The following is a 15,753-nucleotide window of genomic DNA, read 5'->3' on the forward strand; positions in this document are numbered from 1 at the left end:
TCGTAAGTTTTTTAGTAGGCCAACGGCCAATTGGACCAGTATTTCTTCGCGTCCCGCCACATGCCGACGAGACCGTCGGGCTTGAAGCGGAGGAAGACGACGATCACGAGCCCGTAGGCGATGCCCCGGATCTCGTAGACGTAGTTGGTGTAGAAGGTCGAATTCGGATCGGTCACGAGCGAGAAGCCGATGCGCAGGACTTCCGGCAGGAACGACAGGAAGATCGCCCCGAGCACGGCGCCGGCGACCGACCCCATCCCGCCGAGAATGATCATGGCCAGGGCCTCGATCGACAGGATCAGGCCGAACACGTCGACATTGACGAAGCGCAGCTGCAGCGACATCAGCGCGCCGGCGATCCCGACGAAGAAGGACGAGACCGCGAAGGCGAGCAGCTTGTAACGGACGAGGTCGATGCCCATCGCCCGGGCGGCGATGTCGTGGTCGCGGATCGCGATCCAGGCCCGGCCGATCCGGGTGCGCGTCAGGTTGAGCGCCGCCAGAATGGTCCCCGCCGTCAGCGCCAGCGCCAGATAGTAGAGCGGCCAGCCGCGCTGAACGTCGTAGCCGAACAGCCGCGCACCCTTGACGAAGATGCCGTTCGGCCCGTGCGTCAGCCCCTCGGAGTAGAGGATGATGTGGCTGATGATGAACGAGAAGGCGAGCGTCGTGATGGCCAGATAGAGGCCCTTCAGGCGAAGCGACGGCACGCCGACGATCAGGCTGATGCCGGTCGCGGTCAGCCCGGCGGCCGGGAGCGTCAGCCAGACCGGCAGCCCGTAGTCGGACAAGAGGATCGCGTTGGCATAGGCGCCGACCGCCAGGAAGCCGGACTGGCCGAGCGAGATCAGCCCGGTCTGACCGGTCAGCATGTTGAGCGCCACCGCCCCGATCACCGCCGCCATGGCGGAGACGACCAGCGTCAGCATGTAGTTGCCGACCAGATAGGGCAGCAGGATCAGTCCGACCGCCAGCGCGCCGACCCAGGCCCAGACGGCGGGGCTGTCGCTGAGGGCGACCAGCTGGCCCGGCGAGGTCTTCAGGTGTCCCGTCCGCATCTCAAACCCGCTCGATATCTCGGCTGCCGAACAGCCCGTAGGGACGCACCATCAGGACCAGAATGATGACGATGAAGCCGGCGATCTCGCGCATGCCCTCGCCGATATAGCCCTGCGACAGGCTCTCGATCAGGCCGATGGCGATGCCGCCGACCGCCGCGCCGACGATCGAGTCCATGCCGCCGAGGATCACGGCCGGGAAGGATTTCAGGCCCTGGAACCAGAGGTCCGGTGCGAGCTTGAAATTGGCCGCGAACAGCATGCCGGCGATCGCGGCGATGCCGGAGGACAGCACCCAGGCGAGCGCGTGGATGCGGCTGACGCTGACCCCGGTCAGAAGCGCCGCCGTCTCGTTGGCGGCGACCGCCCGCATGGCGATGCCGTAGCGACTGAAGCGCATGAAGGCCCACATGGCGAGCACCACCAGCCCGAGCGCGGCGATCATGATCAGCTGCGCCGGATAGAAGGGCACATTGCCGAGGCGGATGACCGTGGTCGGGATGCCGGCATCGAAATTGGCCGGCTGCGAGCCCCAGACCACGATGATCAGGCCGCGCAGGATGACGGCCAGTCCGACCGTGACCATGACGATCGCGAAGGGCGGCTCGCCGAGCATCGGGCGGATGAAGATCCGCTCCAGCACCAGGCCCACCGCCATCGAGATCGGCACGGCGACCAGCAGCAGAGGGATGAAGGTGAGGCCGAAGGCACCGGCCAGCGAGTAGCCGATATAGGCGGTCAGCATGACCAGCTCGCCCTGGGCGAAATTGACCACGCCGGTCGCCTTGTAGATCAGCGCGAAGCCGATCGCGATCAGCCCATAGGTGGCGCCGGCGACGAGGCCGGTGGCGATCAGGAGAACCAAGAAATCCATCAGCCGGCCCTCCCGTAGATCTGCTCGATCTCGGCCCCGAACTTGGCCTCGATGGCCTTGCGGCGAACCTTCATGGTGGCGGTCAGCTCGCCGTCGTCATGGTCGAGTTCCTTCTTCAGGATCACGAACTTGCGGATGTTCTCGACGCGCGCGAAGCGCTCGTTGACGCGGGTAACCTCGTCGCGGATCAGGTCGTAGACCTGCTCGTGGGCGGCCAGCGTCGGATAGGTCGTGTAGGCGATGTTGCGCGCCTGCGCCCACTGCCCGGTCGTGTCGAGATCGATCTGGATCAGCGCGGCCAGGAAGTTGCGCCCGTCGCCGAGCAGGATCGCTTCGCGGATGAAGGGCGAATCCTTCAGGGCGTTCTCGATCAGCGACGGCGTGATGTTCTTGCCGCCGGACGTGATGAGGATGTCCTTCTTGCGGTCGAGCACGGTCATCTCGCCGGTCGGCCCGATCTCGACGATGTCGCCGGTCAGGAGCCAGCCGTCATGCACGGCGCGCGCCGTCGCCTCGTCGTCGAACAGGTAGCCCTTGAAGACGCTCGGACCGCGGATCTGCATTTCACCGTCGGCCGCGATCCGTTCGTCGATGCCGTCGATCTTCGTGCCCGAGGATCCGAGCGTGGTCGCGCCGGGGCGCTGCGTGTGGCAGACGCCCGCGGATTCCGTCATCCCGTAGATCTGGTAGACCGGAACGCCGATGGTCCAGAAGAACAGCAGCACCTCCGGCGAGACGGTCGCCCCGCCGCAGAAGCCGGCGCGGACCCGGTCGAGCCCGAGGAAGGTCTGCAGGCCCCGGAAGCAGGCAAGCCACAGCGCCGCGTAGGTCAGCCGGTCGCCGAGCGAGGCGAAGCGGCCGCCATTGGCCATCCGCCGTTCGGCGATGCCGCGCCCGAGCGCGAGGCTCCGGGCCAGCACCCGCTGCTGCAACGGCGTCGCGTCCTTGAGCCGATAGAAGATGCTCTGCTGCATCTTCTCCCAGATGCGCGGCACGCCGAGGAAGCCCTTCGGCGCCACTTCGCGCAGGTTGACCACCACGGTGTCGATCGATTCCGCAAAGCTGACCGTGCAGCCGGTGACCAGTTGCATCACGGTCGAGAAGCTGCGCTCGGCGACATGGCAGAGCGGAAGATAGCAGAGCACCGAATAGCTCTTCGCATCGAGACCGTGAATGCGGGCCACCTCGCCGGCCGAATGCAGCATGTTGCGATGGCTGAGCATCGCCCCTTTCGGATTTCCGGTCGTGCCCGAGGTGTAGACGATGATCGCGGTATCGTCCGGCCGACCGGCCGCCAGCGCCGCATCGACGATCGGCCCGAGGCTCGCCGCCTGATCCCGTCCGAGCTGCATGACCGTCTCGAAGGCGGTCAGCCCCGGCTCGGCGTAACGGCGCATGCCCTTCCGGTCGATGGTGATGATCTGTTCCAGATCGGGCAGTCCGCCGTCGAGACGGCGGGCGTCGAGCACCTTGTCGGTCTGCTCCTGGTCGCCGCAGACGACGAAGCGGGCGCGGGAATGACGCAGGATATACTGCATCTCCGGCCAGGGATTGGTCGGGTAGAGGCCGAGCCCGGCACCGCCGAGCATCTGGGCGGCCAGATCGGCCAGAAACCATTCCGGGCAGTCGTCGCCGGCGATGGCGAGCCGGTCGCCTGCCCGGAAGCCGAGCGCATGGAGGCCGATGGCGAAGGCCCGGGTGCGCTCGAAATAGTCGTGCCAAGTCGTCTGCCGCCAGAGCCCGCGCACCTTCTCGCGCAGCGCCAGGGCAGCCGGCATGTGGTCCGCCCGCCAGGCCAGGATCTGCGGCATGGTCCGGGTCGTGATGAGGTCGGCCGAGGTCATGCTGCCTGCTTCGTCCCGAGATAGGCTTCGATCACGGCCGGGTCGGCGGCGACCTCGGCCGGCGTTCCGTCGGCGATCTTGCGGCCGTGGTTCACGACGCAGACATGGTCGGAGATGTCCATGACGATGCCCATGTCGTGCTCGACCATGAACACGGTCATTCCGAGTTCCTCCTTGAGGTCCAGGATGAAGCGGGCGATGTCCTCGCGCTCCTCCTGGTTCATGCCCGAGACCATCTCGTCGAGCAGCAAGAGGCGCGGCCCGATGGCGAGCGCCCGGCCGAGCTCGACGCGCTTCTGCTGGCCGTAGGAGAGCGTGCCGACGACATGGTCGCGCAGATCCTCGATCTCCAGGAAGTCGATGATCTCCTCGACCCGCTCGCGCGCCTTCAGTTCCTCCCGGCGCGCCCGCCCCCAGAAGAAGGCGGCCGAGATCGGATCCGCGCCGAGATGGGTGTGCAGGCCGACCAGCAGGTTGTTGACCACGGTCTCGTGCTTGAACACGGCCAGGTTCTGGAACGTCCGCGCGATGCCGAGCCGCGCCAGCGCGTGGGTCGGCATGCGCGTGATGTCGCGCCCGTCGAACACGATCCGGCCGGAGGTCGGCGCCAGGACCGCGCTGATCAGGTTGAACAGCGTCGTCTTGCCGGCGCCGTTCGGGCCGATCAGGCTGTAGATCTGCCCCTCCTCGACGGAGAGGCTGACCTCGTTGACGGCCGTCAGACCGCCGAAGCGCTTGCTGACGCCCTCGAGTTCGAGAATCCTGCTCATGACAGCCACCGCTTGCGACGCTTGTAGTGCTTCACGTCGCGCATGCTCTTCCGCTCGCCGGCCGCAAAGCCGAGATAGAATTCCTGCACGTCGTCGTTGGCGGCGAGCTTGTCGGCCGGTCCGTCGAGCACGATGCGTCCATTCTCGATGATGTAGCCGTAGCTTGCCGCCTTCAGCGCGACCTGGGCATTCTGCTCGACCAGCAGCACGGTCAGCCCGGTGTCGCGGTTGAGCGCCAGCACGGTCTCGAAGATGGTCTCCACGATCTGCGGCGCGAGGCCCAGCGACGGCTCGTCGAGCATCAGGAGCCGCGGCCGCCCCATCAGGGCCCGCCCGATCGCGACCATCTGCTGTTCGCCGCCCGAGAGATAGCCGGAGATCTGTTTGCGCCGCTCCTTGACGCGCGGGAACATCGCATAGACGCGCTCCAACCCCTCGCGCGTCTCGGCCGGCGACCGCGTATAGCCGCCCATGATCAGGTTCTCCTCGACGGTCAGCGTCGCGAACAGCGCGCGCCCCTCGGGGACCTGAAGGAGGCCGCGCTCGATGATCGCGCGCGGGGCGGCATGCACCAGACTGTCGCCCTCGAAGCGGATGTCGCCGCCGATGACCTCGCCGTCCTCCTGGCCGAGCACGCCGGAGATCGCCTTGAGGATGGTCGACTTGCCCGCCCCGTTGGAGCCGAGCAGAGCCACCACCTTGCCCTTCGGCACGGTCAGCGACACGTCGCGCACCGCCTGGATGGAGCGGTCGTAGAGGACCTGCAGGTTGGTCAGCGTGAGCATGCCGCCATCCCGTCCCGCAGCGCGGCAAGACGCCATGCTGCACGTGCTAAATGAACGAGACTTATCAACGACCACCCCCGCTCGTCCCAATCGAGCGTAGACCGGCGCCGAATTCACACCGACAAGCCCGGATGGGGCTCTGCCTTGAACGAATTTTGCGCCTGTTCACGCCGGTTCTCTCCCGATAGCGTGCCTTCTTTCGAGGCACTTGCATCGCATCGAGCGATGATGAATGATGTTTATTAGTGGCGACCCAGGTCGCTTTGTCAATGCGGTTGGCGGCCTAATTCGAGCCGACCGTCATGGCTTTGCGGGAGCGCCCGAGATGCCTTTCGGCCGGTCCGCCATGCCCGTCTGCGGCGGCTCGCGCACCGCCTCGGCCGGCACTATTCTGGCAGGATCCGGTGCCCCTTGCACGGCCGCGGAACCGGAATGAACGAGAAGACGATCGGGAGGTTGGAATGAACGAAGCGACGGCGGACGCGACACGCGCGGCGATCGGTCGGGCCGGCGGGCTGACGGTCTACGAGCTTTTCGCCGCGCAGGCGCGCGACCGGCCGTCGGCCACGGCGATTCTGCAAGGCGACATCGCCATCACCTATGCCGAACTGGACGGGTGTGTGCGCCGTCTCGCGGCGGCCCTCGCCGCCCGCGGCCTCGGACGCGGCTCGGTGATCGCGCTGTTGTCCGAGAATCGGCATGAATATGCCGAGATCCAGCTCGCGGCGGCCCGTCTCGGCGCGGTGGTCGCCTGCCAGAACTGGCGGCTCAGCCGGACGGAACTCGCCCATTGCGTCGCCCTGGTCGGCCCCGCACTGCTGATCGCCTCGCAACGCTTCGCAGAGGCCGCCGCGGCGCTCGACATCGATGTCCCGAGGCTGGTGATCGAACGCGACTACGCCGATCTGATCGCCGCCGCCCCGAACGAAGTCCCGCCGGTCGCCGCCGAGCCGGAAGATCCGCTGATCGTCCTCTACACCAGCGGGACGACCGGCCTGCCCAAGGGCGCCGCCATCAGCCACCGCGCCGAGATCGCCCGCAACGCGGTGCTGCGCATGGACATGCGCGCCACCGAAGCCGACGGCTTCGTCGCCTGGGCGCCGATGTTCCATATGGGCTCGACCGACCAGGTGCTCGGCGCGCTGATGTCAGGCTCGACCGTGCATGTGGTCGACGGCTTCAACGCCGAACGCATCGTCGCGATCATGGAACATCACCTGCTCGGCTGGCTGCTGCTGATGCCGGGCTCGATCGAGCCGGTGGTCGAACTGCTGAAAGCGCGCGGCATCCGACCGCGCGGCATCCGTGCGGTCGGCGCCATGGCCGACCTCGTCCCCCTGAAGCTGATGGCGGAACTGTCTGGCCTGACCGGCGCGCCGTACCTGAACAGCTTCGGTTCGACCGAGACCGGCCTGCCCCCCGCGTCCGCCATGCTGATCCCGCCGGGCACGATCCCGGAGCGCCTTTCGAAGCGGAAGAGTTCGATGTGCGACCTGCGCCTGGTCGACCCGGACGGCAACGACGTGCCCGACGGCGAGCCCGGCGAGGCGGCGGTGCGCGGGCCGACCGTGTTCTCCGGCTACTGGAACGCCGCGGCGACCAATGCCCGGGACTTCGCCGGCGGCTATTTCCGCATGGGCGACCTGTTCCGGCGCAATCCGGACGGCAGCTACGACTTCGTCGACCGCGCCAAATACATGATCAAATCCGGCGGCGAGAACATCTATCCGGCCGAGATCGAGCGGGTGCTGCTGGCCGACGCACGCATCGGCGATGCCATCGTGCTGCGCCGTGCGGATAGCCGCTGGGGCGAAGTCCCAGTCGCCTTCGTGGCCCGCACCGACGAAAATCTCGGCGCCGAAGAGATCGACAGGCTCTGCAAGGAACATCTGGCCGGCTACAAGCGCCCCAAGGCGATCCACTTCATCCGTTTCGAGGACTTTCCGCGCTCCACCACCGGCAAGATTTTGCGGCACGAAATGGAACGGCTCTACAAAGATCTCCTCATTTGAACTCCGACGCAGGCATTTCCCGACACCACCGGAAAGGGAGCGGAATGGCACGCAGCGCCGTCAAACGACAGGTCAACCGGCTGCCGCCGGAACGCCGGATCTCCGACATCATGAAGGCGGCGCGCGATGTCTTTACGGAGAAGGGCTATAGCGAAGCCCTGATCACGGATATTGCCGTGAGGGCCGGCGTCGTCGAAGGCAGCATCTATCGCTTCTTCGCCAACAAGCGCGAATTGCTGGTCAAGGTCGTCGAACTCTGGTTCGAGGAACTCCTGATCCAGGATGCCGAGCAGTTCGCGGGCATTCGCGGCGTCTGGAACCAGATCCGCTTCATCGTCCATACGCATCTCCTGTCGATCCGACGCGATCCGGCCCTGTCGCGCCTGATGTTCCAGGAAATTCGCCCGACACCCGACTATCGCGGTTCGCGGCTGTTCAAGCTCAATCAGGCCTATACCCACCGGCTGATCGATGTCGTCAAAGCGGCGATAGCCAATGGGGAACTGCGCTCCGACACGTCGCCCAGTCTGGTCCGCGACATGGTCTTCGGCGCGATCGAGCATCGCACCTGGGCCTTCCTGCGCAACGAAGGCGATTTCGATCCCGATCAGATCGCCGACCAGATCACCAACATGGTCTATCGCGGCCTCGCCACCGACCGGAAGGGCGCCGTCACCTTCGACACCCTCTTCACCCGCCTCGACGCCGCCACCCAGCGCCTCGAAGCGATCACCGAACCCCAGACCAAAAAGCGGGCCCGCAAGACGGCATGAGCGGCCGGCAGCCTCTGAAGCCGCCCGCATGGAACCTCCCGCAGCCCTTCTCCCCTCTGCCCGCCGGGGGAGAAGGGGAAGGAACCGCGGGATCAAAGCGTTCACGGGTTCGGACGACCGGGCGGCACCTGCCTCGCGGCACATGCCGGACGCGGACGTCAGAGCCCCTGCAGCAGGACCTTCATGGTGCCGCGCTGGATTTCGGCACCGGTCTGGTTCAGCACGCGGAACAACAGGGTGCAGACATGGCGGCCGCCCTTCGAGGTTGGGCGAAGCGCCTCGATGGTGACTTCGGCCCGGATGGTGTCGCCGATGCGGACCGGGGCGGAGAAGTCCCAGTTCAGGTTCAGGAGGGCCACGACCCGTTCGCCGAGGACGCCGACATGGGTGAACAGGCCGATGGCGGTCGACATGGTCAGCGGACCGTGGGCGATCCGGCTGCCGAAGCTCGTCCGGCTGCAATATTCCGCATCCATATGGACGGGCGTGAAATCCCCGACCAGGCCTGCGAACAGGGTGATGTCGCTCTCCCCGACCGTGCGGCCGGGGGTGAGGTAGGTCTTGCCGACTTCGAGCGGCGGCTGGGTCATGGCGTTTCGTCCTTCTGCCGCAGGGTGCGGCCGGGGCCATTGAAATAGTCCGGACGCGGAATCGTCCAGGTTTCGCCCCAGAGCTGGCCGCCCCCGGCGACGTTCAGCACCTCTCCGGTGACGTAGCGCGCCCCGTCCCCGGACAGATAGGCGCAGGCTTCGGCCACCTCCCAACTGGTCGCCGTGCGCATCATCGGGTTCGAGCGCGGATAGGCGCCGATCACGCTCGGATCGTAGACGCGCCAGCCGGGCGTCTCGATCGACCCGGGCGCGACGCAGTTGATCCGGATGTTGAGCGGCGCCCATTCCACCGCCAGCGCCTGGGTCAGCCCGATCACGCCGGACCGCGCCGCGATCGAATGGGCGACCCCGTGCAGGCCCTGCCGGGTGACGACCACGATCGAGACGATGCTGCCCGGCCGTCCGGCATCGCGCCAGCGCCGACCGGCTTCCTGGGTCATGTACCAGGTGCCGTTCAGGTTGGTGTCGATGACGGCATTCCAGCCCTTCACCGAGAAGTCGATCGCCGCCTGCGGGAACTGGCCGCCGGCGCTGTTGACGAGGATGTCGAGCCCGCCGACCTCGTCCCAGATCCAGTCGTGCAGCGCGGCGATCGAGGCCGGATCGCGCACGTTGCAGGGCTTCGCCGAGGCATCGAGCCCCGCCGCGCGCAGCGTCGCAACGGCCGCGTCGAGCTTGGCCGCGTCGCGCCCTGTCAGCACGACGGCCGCGCCGCAACGGGCCATCAGCCAGGCCGTCGCCCGGCCGATGCCACCGGCGCCGCCCGAGATCAGAACGGTCTTGCCGGCGAAGGCGCTGGGGCCGAACACGGTCGGCTCGATGGCGAGATCGGCATCGTCGAGGCCGAATTCGGGTGTCTGTCCGCTGCCGGTCTCAGCCATTCCGCGACATGCCCTTCAGGAGTTCACCGGCGATGATCATCTTGCGCACTTCGGTCGTGCCGGCGCCGATCTCCAGGAGCTTGGTGCTGCGGAACAGGCGGTTGATTTCCGATTCCCAGATGTAGCCGCTGCCGCCATGGACCTGGACGGCCTTGTCGAGCACTTGGTGACAGGCCTCCGCCGCATACATGACCGAGGCGGCGGTCAGCATGTGGATGTCGCCGCGCCCACCGCCGCCGATCTCCAGCGGGGCGGCCTCGGCGAGCACCCGGTAGGTGAAGCTGCGCATCGTCTCGACCAGCACATACATGTCGGCGAGCATCGACTGGACCATCTGGAAGGAGCCGATCGGCTTGCCGAACTGCTGGCGCGTCTTGGCATAGTCGATCGAGAGCTCGAGCGCCCGCTCGGCGACGCCGAGACAGATCGGCGAAATCATCGCCCGCTCCAGATCGAGGCCGCTCATCACGATCGCGACGCCCTGATTCTCCTCGCCGACCCGGTTGGCGACCGGAACGCGGCAATCCTCGAACACCAGTTCCGCGGTCTGGCTGCCGCGATAGCCCATCTTCACGAGCTTCTGCGCGACGCGGAAGCCGGGGAAGTCCTTCTCGACGATGAAGGCCGAGATGCCCTTCGCGCCGCGCTCCTTGTCGGTCTTGGCATAGACCAGCAGGACATCGGCGACGGGGCCGTTGGTGATGTAGATCTTCGAGCCGTTGAGTACGTAGTGGTCGCCGTCGAGGCGCGCCGTGGTGCGCATCGAACCGAGCGCGTCGGATCCTGCGCCCGGCTCCGTCAGCCCGAGCGCCCCGATGGTGCGTCCGGCGCAGAGATCGGGCAGATAGCGCCGGCGCTGATCCTCGTTGCCATTGCGATAGATGTTGTTGGCGCAGAGATTGTCGTGGGCCGCCACGGACAGCGCCATGGCGTGGTTCCAACGACTGAAGCCCTGCAGCACCAATCCGGCGGCGAGCAGGTCGAGGCCGGCCCCGCCATATTGCTCGGGGATGGTGGCGCCGAAGAAGCCGGCCTCACCGAGTTTCGGGAAGGCCTCCTCCGGCCACCATTCCTCGTCGTCCATGCGACGGCAGAGCGGATAGAGTTCGTTGCGGCCGTAGCGGTCGGCCTGATCCAGAATGGCGCGCTGGTCTTCATCGAGGCCGAAGGCCATGGCCTGATTGGTCCCGGCCCCGACTGCGCTGGCGGCGTTCATCGTATCTCCTCCCTGGGACGGCAGGCCGTCGGGCCGATCCGGCGCCGACGGCGAACGCGGCCGTTCCAACCGTTATTAGTGAGCGTATTTCATCAGCGCCCCGACCATGGTGTCAACACCCGTTTTCCCGCCCATTTGGGCGTACTCGCGAAATCAACACGGGAAGCGAGAGATTGGCCGCGAAGGCATATTGACAGCACAAATGAACTGAAATCATTTACGAGGCGAAGAGTTCGCCGGCCGCGGTTTCGGACGCCGGACGGACCACCGACCTGGGAGGAATCGTGACCGACGCCGTCACCACCCGTCGCGAAGGCGCTGCGATGGTCGTCACCATCGACCGTGAAAGCCGCCGCAACGCACTGAACGAATCCGTCGCTGCCGCCATCGTGGCGGCCCTGGACGCCGCCGAGGCGGATACGGCCGTCCGCGCCGTCGTCCTGACCGGCGCCGGCGACAAGGCCTTCTGCGCCGGCGGCGACCTGAAGCCCGGCGCCGACGGCACGCCTTTCACCATCGAGGCCGCCGATCCGCGCCACTATGTCAGCCGGCTGCTGCGCCGGATGGATGCCTGTCGGCTCCCGATCGTGGCGCGGGTCAACGGACACGCGCTGGCCGGCGGTTTCGGCCTGGTCTGCGCCTGCGACCTGGTGGTCGCCCGCGAGGATGCGCTGATGGGCGTCACGGAGGTCAAGGTCGGCCTCTTCCCGATGATGATCCTGCCCTATCTGCTGCGCGTGCTGCCCTATCGGCGCCTGACCGAATTGTGCATCACCGGCGAATTGATCCGCGCCGGCGATCCCGAGGCCGCCTCGATCGTCAACTACGCGGTGCCGGCCTCCGAGCTCGATGCCAAGACCGATTGGCTGCTCGGCCGGATCGTCGACAAGTCGCCGACCGGAATCCGCCTCGGCAAGCAGGCGCTCGCCAAGATCCGCGAAATGTCGACCGACGCCGCGCTGGAATATGCGCAATTCATGCTGGCCAACATGGCCCGCACCGAGGACGCCCGCGAAGGCTTTGCCGCCTTCGCCGAAAAGCGCCCGCCGGTGTGGACCGGCAAGTGAGGTCGACCATGCGGGACATCGTGCGCATCGGCTGCGGCGCCGGCTTCTGGGGCGACAGCCCGGAAGGCCCACGCCAGCTCGTCCGCTCCGGCGGGATCGACTATCTGGTGCTCGACTATCTGGCCGAGATCACCATGTCGATCCTGGCCCGGATGAAGGCCAAGACGCCGACGCTCGGCTATGCCACCGATTTCGTGTCGCTGGTCATGAAGCCGCTCGCCCGCGAGATCGCGGAGAAGCGCATCCGCGTCGTCACCAATGCCGGCGGCGTCAATCCGGAAGCCTGCCGCGACGCGCTGCTGGCCGCCTTCGCAGAGGTCGGCGTCGACCTGAAGGTTGCGGTGGTGACCGGCGACGACCTGTCCGACCGGGCCGAACAGTTCCGTGCCGCCGGGGTCACCGAGATGTTCTCGGGCGCGCCCTTCCCGGCGAAGACGGCCAGCATCAATGCCTATCTCGGCGCCTTCGGCGTCGCCGCCGCGCTGGATGCCGGCGCCGATGTCGTGGTCACCGGCCGCTGCGTCGACAGCGCCGTCGTGCTCGGGCCGCTGATCCACGAGTTCGGCTGGACGCCGGAAGACTACGATCGGCTCTCGGCCGGCAGCCTCGCGGGTCACATCCTGGAATGCGGCGCGCAGGCGACCGGCGGCATCACGACCGACTGGCGCGAGGTCGCCGACGACTGGGCCGACATGGGCTTCCCCTTCGCCGATTGCCGGCCGGATGGCAGCTTCGAGGTCGGCAAGCCGGACGGAACCGGCGGACGGATCACGCCGCAGACGATCGCCGAGCAGGTGGTCTACGAGGTCGGCGATCCGGCGGCCTACCTGCTTCCCGATGTCACCTGCGACTGGTCGGACGTCCGGCTGGAGAGCGTCGGGCCGGACCGGGTCCGTGTCAGCGGCGCCCGCGGCCTGCCGCCGACGCCGAGCTACAAGGTCAGCGCCACCTATGCGGACGGCTGGCGCTGCACGGCTACCATGATGATCGTCGGCCGCGACGCCGCCGCCCGCGCCGAGAAGGTCGGTGCGGCCATTCTGGCGCGATCCGAACGGCTGATCGGGGCCGCCGGGCTCGGTGCCTTCGCGGAGACGTCGATCGAGATCCTGGGATCCGAGACCAGCTACGGCGTGACACCCGCCGCCTCGCCGGCGCGCGAAGTGATCCTGAAGGTCGGCGTGCGACATGCCAGCCGCGACGCGCTGCAGATCTTCGCCCGCGAGATCTATCCGGCCGCCACCGCGATGGCGCAGAGCCTGACCGGCTTTGCCGGCGGCCGGCCCGAACCGCAGCCGGTGGTGCGACTGTTCTCCTTCCTGATCGACAAGCGCGACATCACCGTCTCGGTGAAGTCCGGCGATGCCGTGATCGAGGTTGCGACTGCGCCGGGGGCCGAGCGCTTCCTCCCAGCGATCGCCCCCGGCGCGGTCGCGACGCCACCCTCTCAGGTTGAGCCGACCGTCGCCGTTCCGCTGGTCGCGCTGGCCACGGCGCGCAGCGGCGACAAGGGCGACATCGCCAATATCGGCGTGATGGCACGGCACCCGGACTTCGTGGCGCCGATCGCCCGCGCGCTGACCGCGGAGGCCGTGCGCGGCTGGTTCGCCCATCACGTCCGCGGGCCCGTCGAGCGGTTCGACTGGCCGGGCCTCGACGGCTTCAACTTCCTCCTCCACCGCGCACTCGGCGGCGGCGGCATCGCGTCGCTGCGCTACGACCCGCAGGGCAAGGCCATGGCCCAAGTGCTGATGGACATGCCCGTGCCGGTGCCCGCCGCCTGGCTCGAACCCGGCGGCCGCCTCGACGGCGTCGCCGCCATGGAAAACGATCGATGAGCCTCACCTCCACCGGCCCCGCCGCGCCGTCGTCACGGCATGTTCCGTTCCGAAAGGTCCTGATCGCCAATCGCGGCGAGATCGCCTGCCGGATCATCCGCACGCTGCGCGAGATGGGCATCGCCGCGGTGGCGGTGCATCACGCCGTCGAGGCGCGGGCCCAGCATGTCCGGCTCGCCGACGAGGCGGTCGAACTGAAGGGCGACACCCCGGTCGCGGCGCATCTGGACGTCCGTCAGATCGTCGCGGCGGCGCTCGCCACCGGAGCGGACGCGATCCATCCGGGCTACGGCTTCCTGTCCGAGAATGCCGGTTTCGCGCGCGCGGTGGCGGAGGCGGGCCTCGTCTTCGTCGGGCCGGATGCGGCCTCGATCGCGCTGATGGGCGACAAGATTTCGGCGCGCAACTTCGCCGACCAGCATGGCGTGCCGGTCGCCCCCTCGGTCATGCCGACCGCGGATCTGGCCGATTTCGTCCGCCGCGCGGAGGCGATCGGCTTCCCGCTCCTGATCAAGGCGGCGGCCGGCGGCGGCGGCAAGGGCATGAGCATCGTCCGCTCGGCGGACGAACTGGAAGGCGCCGCGCGCATCGCCTCGAGCGAAGCGCAGCGCTATTTCGGCGACGGCCGCGTCTATGCCGAGCTCTTCGTCGAGCGGCCGCGCCATATCGAGGTGCAGGTCTTCGGCGACGGCGAGGGCGGCGCGATCCACCTGTTCGAGCGCGAATGCTCGGTGCAGCGCCGCTTCCAGAAGATCATCGAGGAGGCGCCGGCCGCCAACCTGCCGGGCGCCCTGCGCGACGAGATCTGCGCCTCCGCCGTGCGCCTCGCCGCCGCGGCGCGCTACCGCAATGCCGGCACGGTCGAATATATCCTCGGGGCCGACGGCCGCTTCTTCTTCCTGGAGATGAACACCCGCCTCCAGGTCGAGCATCCGGTCACCGAGATGATCACCGGGCTCGACCTCGTCCGGTTGCAGCTGGAGATCGCCGCCGGCCACGGCCTGCCCTTCGGCCAGGACGCCGTGGTTGCCCGCGGCCATGCCGTCGAGTGCCGCATCTGCGCCGAGAATCCGGAGCGCGACTTCCTGCCCGAGACCGGCACCATCCAGCATCTGGCCGTGCCCGAAGCCTCCTATCTGCGCTTCGAGAACGCGCTCGACCGCGGCCAGAAGGTAACGGCCGACTTCGATCCGATGCTTGCCAAGCTGGTCGCCCATGGCGCCGACCGGACCGCGGCGATCGACCGGTCGATCGCCGCACTGGGCGATCTGGCGCTGTTCGGGGTCACGACCAACACCGACTATCTGGCCCGGGTGCTCGACCACCCGGCCTTCCGCGCCGGCGATCTTCATACCGGCTTCGTGGTCGAGCACCGCGACGCGCTGGCCGCCCGCGAACCCGAAACCGGCCGGCTCCACGCCGCCCTGATCGCCGCGGCTTTGGGCCTGCGCGAATTCCGTTCGCTCGTCCTCGACGTGCCGGAACCGCACGCCTCGATCGGCGCCTGGAGGAACTGACCATGACCTTCAAGATCATGATCGACGGCCAGGTCCACGGCGTCGCGATCCTGGCCCGGCGCCCGCATCTCATCGTCGAGATCGGCGGCCACCGCTACCGGGTCGAAGATCTCTGCGACGGCCGGTCCGGCCCGCAGAGCCTGCGCATCGACGGGCAGCCGGTCGCCTTCACCCGCGCGCCCGGCGCCGGCGGCGGCGTCGATGTCCGCCTGGACGGACGCACCTACGAGGCACGCCCCTTCGACCCGGCCGCCGAGGCGGCGGCGAGCGGCGCCGGTTCCGACCGCGTCCGGGCACCGATGCCCGGCGCCGTCGTGGTCGTGCACAAGCAGGCCGGCGACGCCGTCCGCCGCGGCGAGGCGATCATCACCATCGAGAGCATGAAGCTGCAGATGGCCCTCGCCGCCCCGCGCGACGGCCTCCTGGCCGAGGTCGCGGTGCGCGAGGGCGACGTTTTCGACAAGGATGCCGTCCTGGCGCGATTGCAGCCGGCGGCCGAGGAGCGTTGAC

The 15,753-nt window shown here is 67.9% G+C and carries 14 protein-coding genes; 6 read left to right on the forward strand and 8 right to left on the reverse strand.

Annotated features, from left to right (window positions below; translation table 11 throughout):
* Positions 1-11 precede the first annotated feature (11 nt).
* Genes ABB55_RS02245 through ABB55_RS02265 form a run of 5 tightly spaced genes read right to left on the reverse strand, consistent with a single transcriptional unit; the run spans position 12 to position 5,331 of the window.
* Positions 12-1,058, reverse strand: a complete 1,047-nt coding sequence (locus tag ABB55_RS02245; RefSeq protein WP_054357345.1) for a branched-chain amino acid ABC transporter permease — start codon at positions 1,056-1,058, stop codon at positions 12-14.
* 1 nt (position 1,059) lies between these two features.
* Complete coding sequence (locus tag ABB55_RS02250; RefSeq protein WP_054357346.1) at positions 1,060-1,932, reverse strand: branched-chain amino acid ABC transporter permease; 873 nt, start codon at positions 1,930-1,932, stop codon at positions 1,060-1,062.
* The gene (locus tag ABB55_RS02255; RefSeq protein ID WP_054357347.1) at positions 1,932-3,776 is read right to left on the reverse strand and encodes an AMP-dependent synthetase/ligase; all 1,845 of its coding nucleotides are present in this window, start codon (positions 3,774-3,776) and stop codon (positions 1,932-1,934) included. The genes ABB55_RS02250 and ABB55_RS02255 overlap by 1 nt, the downstream gene beginning before the upstream one ends.
* Complete coding sequence (locus ABB55_RS02260; protein ID WP_054357348.1) at positions 3,773-4,546, reverse strand: ABC transporter ATP-binding protein; 774 nt, start codon at positions 4,544-4,546, stop codon at positions 3,773-3,775. Before ABB55_RS02260 ends, ABB55_RS02255 begins: the two co-directional genes overlap by 4 nt.
* Positions 4,543-5,331, reverse strand: coding sequence for an ABC transporter ATP-binding protein (locus ABB55_RS02265; protein WP_054357349.1), 789 nt, complete (start codon positions 5,329-5,331; stop codon positions 4,543-4,545). Before ABB55_RS02265 ends, ABB55_RS02260 begins: the two co-directional genes overlap by 4 nt.
* Positions 5,332-5,792: 461 nt before the next feature.
* Here ABB55_RS02265 and ABB55_RS02270 point away from each other — a divergent pair, with 461 nt between their 5' ends.
* Together ABB55_RS02270 and ABB55_RS02275 are read left to right on the forward strand one after the other, a co-directional pair.
* Positions 5,793-7,343, forward strand: a complete 1,551-nt coding sequence (locus ABB55_RS02270; RefSeq protein ID WP_054357350.1) for a class I adenylate-forming enzyme family protein — start codon at positions 5,793-5,795, stop codon at positions 7,341-7,343.
* Between the two features lie 44 nt (positions 7,344-7,387).
* Positions 7,388-8,116 carry a TetR/AcrR family transcriptional regulator gene (locus ABB55_RS02275; RefSeq protein WP_054357351.1) on the forward strand — a complete coding sequence of 243 codons (729 nt, stop codon included), beginning with the start codon at positions 7,388-7,390 and terminating at the stop codon, positions 8,114-8,116.
* Between the two features lie 158 nt (positions 8,117-8,274).
* Here the strand turns inward: ABB55_RS02275 and ABB55_RS02280 are convergent, their stop codons facing one another.
* The 3 genes from ABB55_RS02280 to ABB55_RS02290 are packed head-to-tail and all read right to left on the reverse strand — an operon-like array spanning position 8,275 to position 10,824.
* Positions 8,275-8,706 (reverse strand): MaoC/PaaZ C-terminal domain-containing protein, encoded by a 432-nt coding sequence (locus tag ABB55_RS02280; protein ID WP_054357352.1) that lies wholly within the window; start codon positions 8,704-8,706, stop codon positions 8,275-8,277.
* On the reverse strand, positions 8,703-9,608 hold the full coding sequence (locus tag ABB55_RS02285; RefSeq protein ID WP_054357353.1) for an SDR family NAD(P)-dependent oxidoreductase: 906 nt from the start codon (positions 9,606-9,608) through the stop codon (positions 8,703-8,705). The genes ABB55_RS02280 and ABB55_RS02285 overlap by 4 nt, the downstream gene beginning before the upstream one ends.
* On the reverse strand, positions 9,601-10,824 hold the full coding sequence (locus tag ABB55_RS02290; protein WP_054357354.1) for an acyl-CoA dehydrogenase family protein: 1,224 nt from the start codon (positions 10,822-10,824) through the stop codon (positions 9,601-9,603). The genes ABB55_RS02285 and ABB55_RS02290 overlap by 8 nt, the downstream gene beginning before the upstream one ends.
* 284 nt (positions 10,825-11,108) lie before the next feature.
* Here ABB55_RS02290 and ABB55_RS02295 point away from each other — a divergent pair, with 284 nt between their 5' ends.
* The 4 genes from ABB55_RS02295 to ABB55_RS02310 are packed head-to-tail and all read left to right on the forward strand — an operon-like array spanning position 11,109 to position 15,752.
* Positions 11,109-11,891, forward strand: a complete 783-nt coding sequence (locus ABB55_RS02295; protein ID WP_200911994.1) for an enoyl-CoA hydratase-related protein — start codon at positions 11,109-11,111, stop codon at positions 11,889-11,891.
* An 8-nt stretch (positions 11,892-11,899) separates the two neighbouring features.
* Positions 11,900-13,726, forward strand: a complete 1,827-nt coding sequence (locus ABB55_RS02300; RefSeq protein ID WP_054357356.1) for an acyclic terpene utilization AtuA family protein — start codon at positions 11,900-11,902, stop codon at positions 13,724-13,726.
* The gene (locus tag ABB55_RS02305; protein WP_054357357.1) at positions 13,723-15,243 is read left to right on the forward strand and encodes an acetyl-CoA carboxylase biotin carboxylase subunit; all 1,521 of its coding nucleotides are present in this window, start codon (positions 13,723-13,725) and stop codon (positions 15,241-15,243) included. The genes ABB55_RS02300 and ABB55_RS02305 overlap by 4 nt, the downstream gene beginning before the upstream one ends.
* A 2-nt stretch (positions 15,244-15,245) precedes the next feature.
* Positions 15,246-15,752, forward strand: coding sequence for an acyl-CoA carboxylase biotin carboxyl carrier protein subunit (locus tag ABB55_RS02310; protein WP_054357358.1), 507 nt, complete (start codon positions 15,246-15,248; stop codon positions 15,750-15,752).
* Position 15,753: the final 1 nt, after the last annotated feature.

This window comes from Prosthecodimorpha hirschii, assembly GCF_001305515.1.
In the GTDB taxonomy this organism is placed as follows: Bacteria; Pseudomonadota; Alphaproteobacteria; order Rhizobiales; family Ancalomicrobiaceae; genus Prosthecodimorpha; species Prosthecodimorpha hirschii.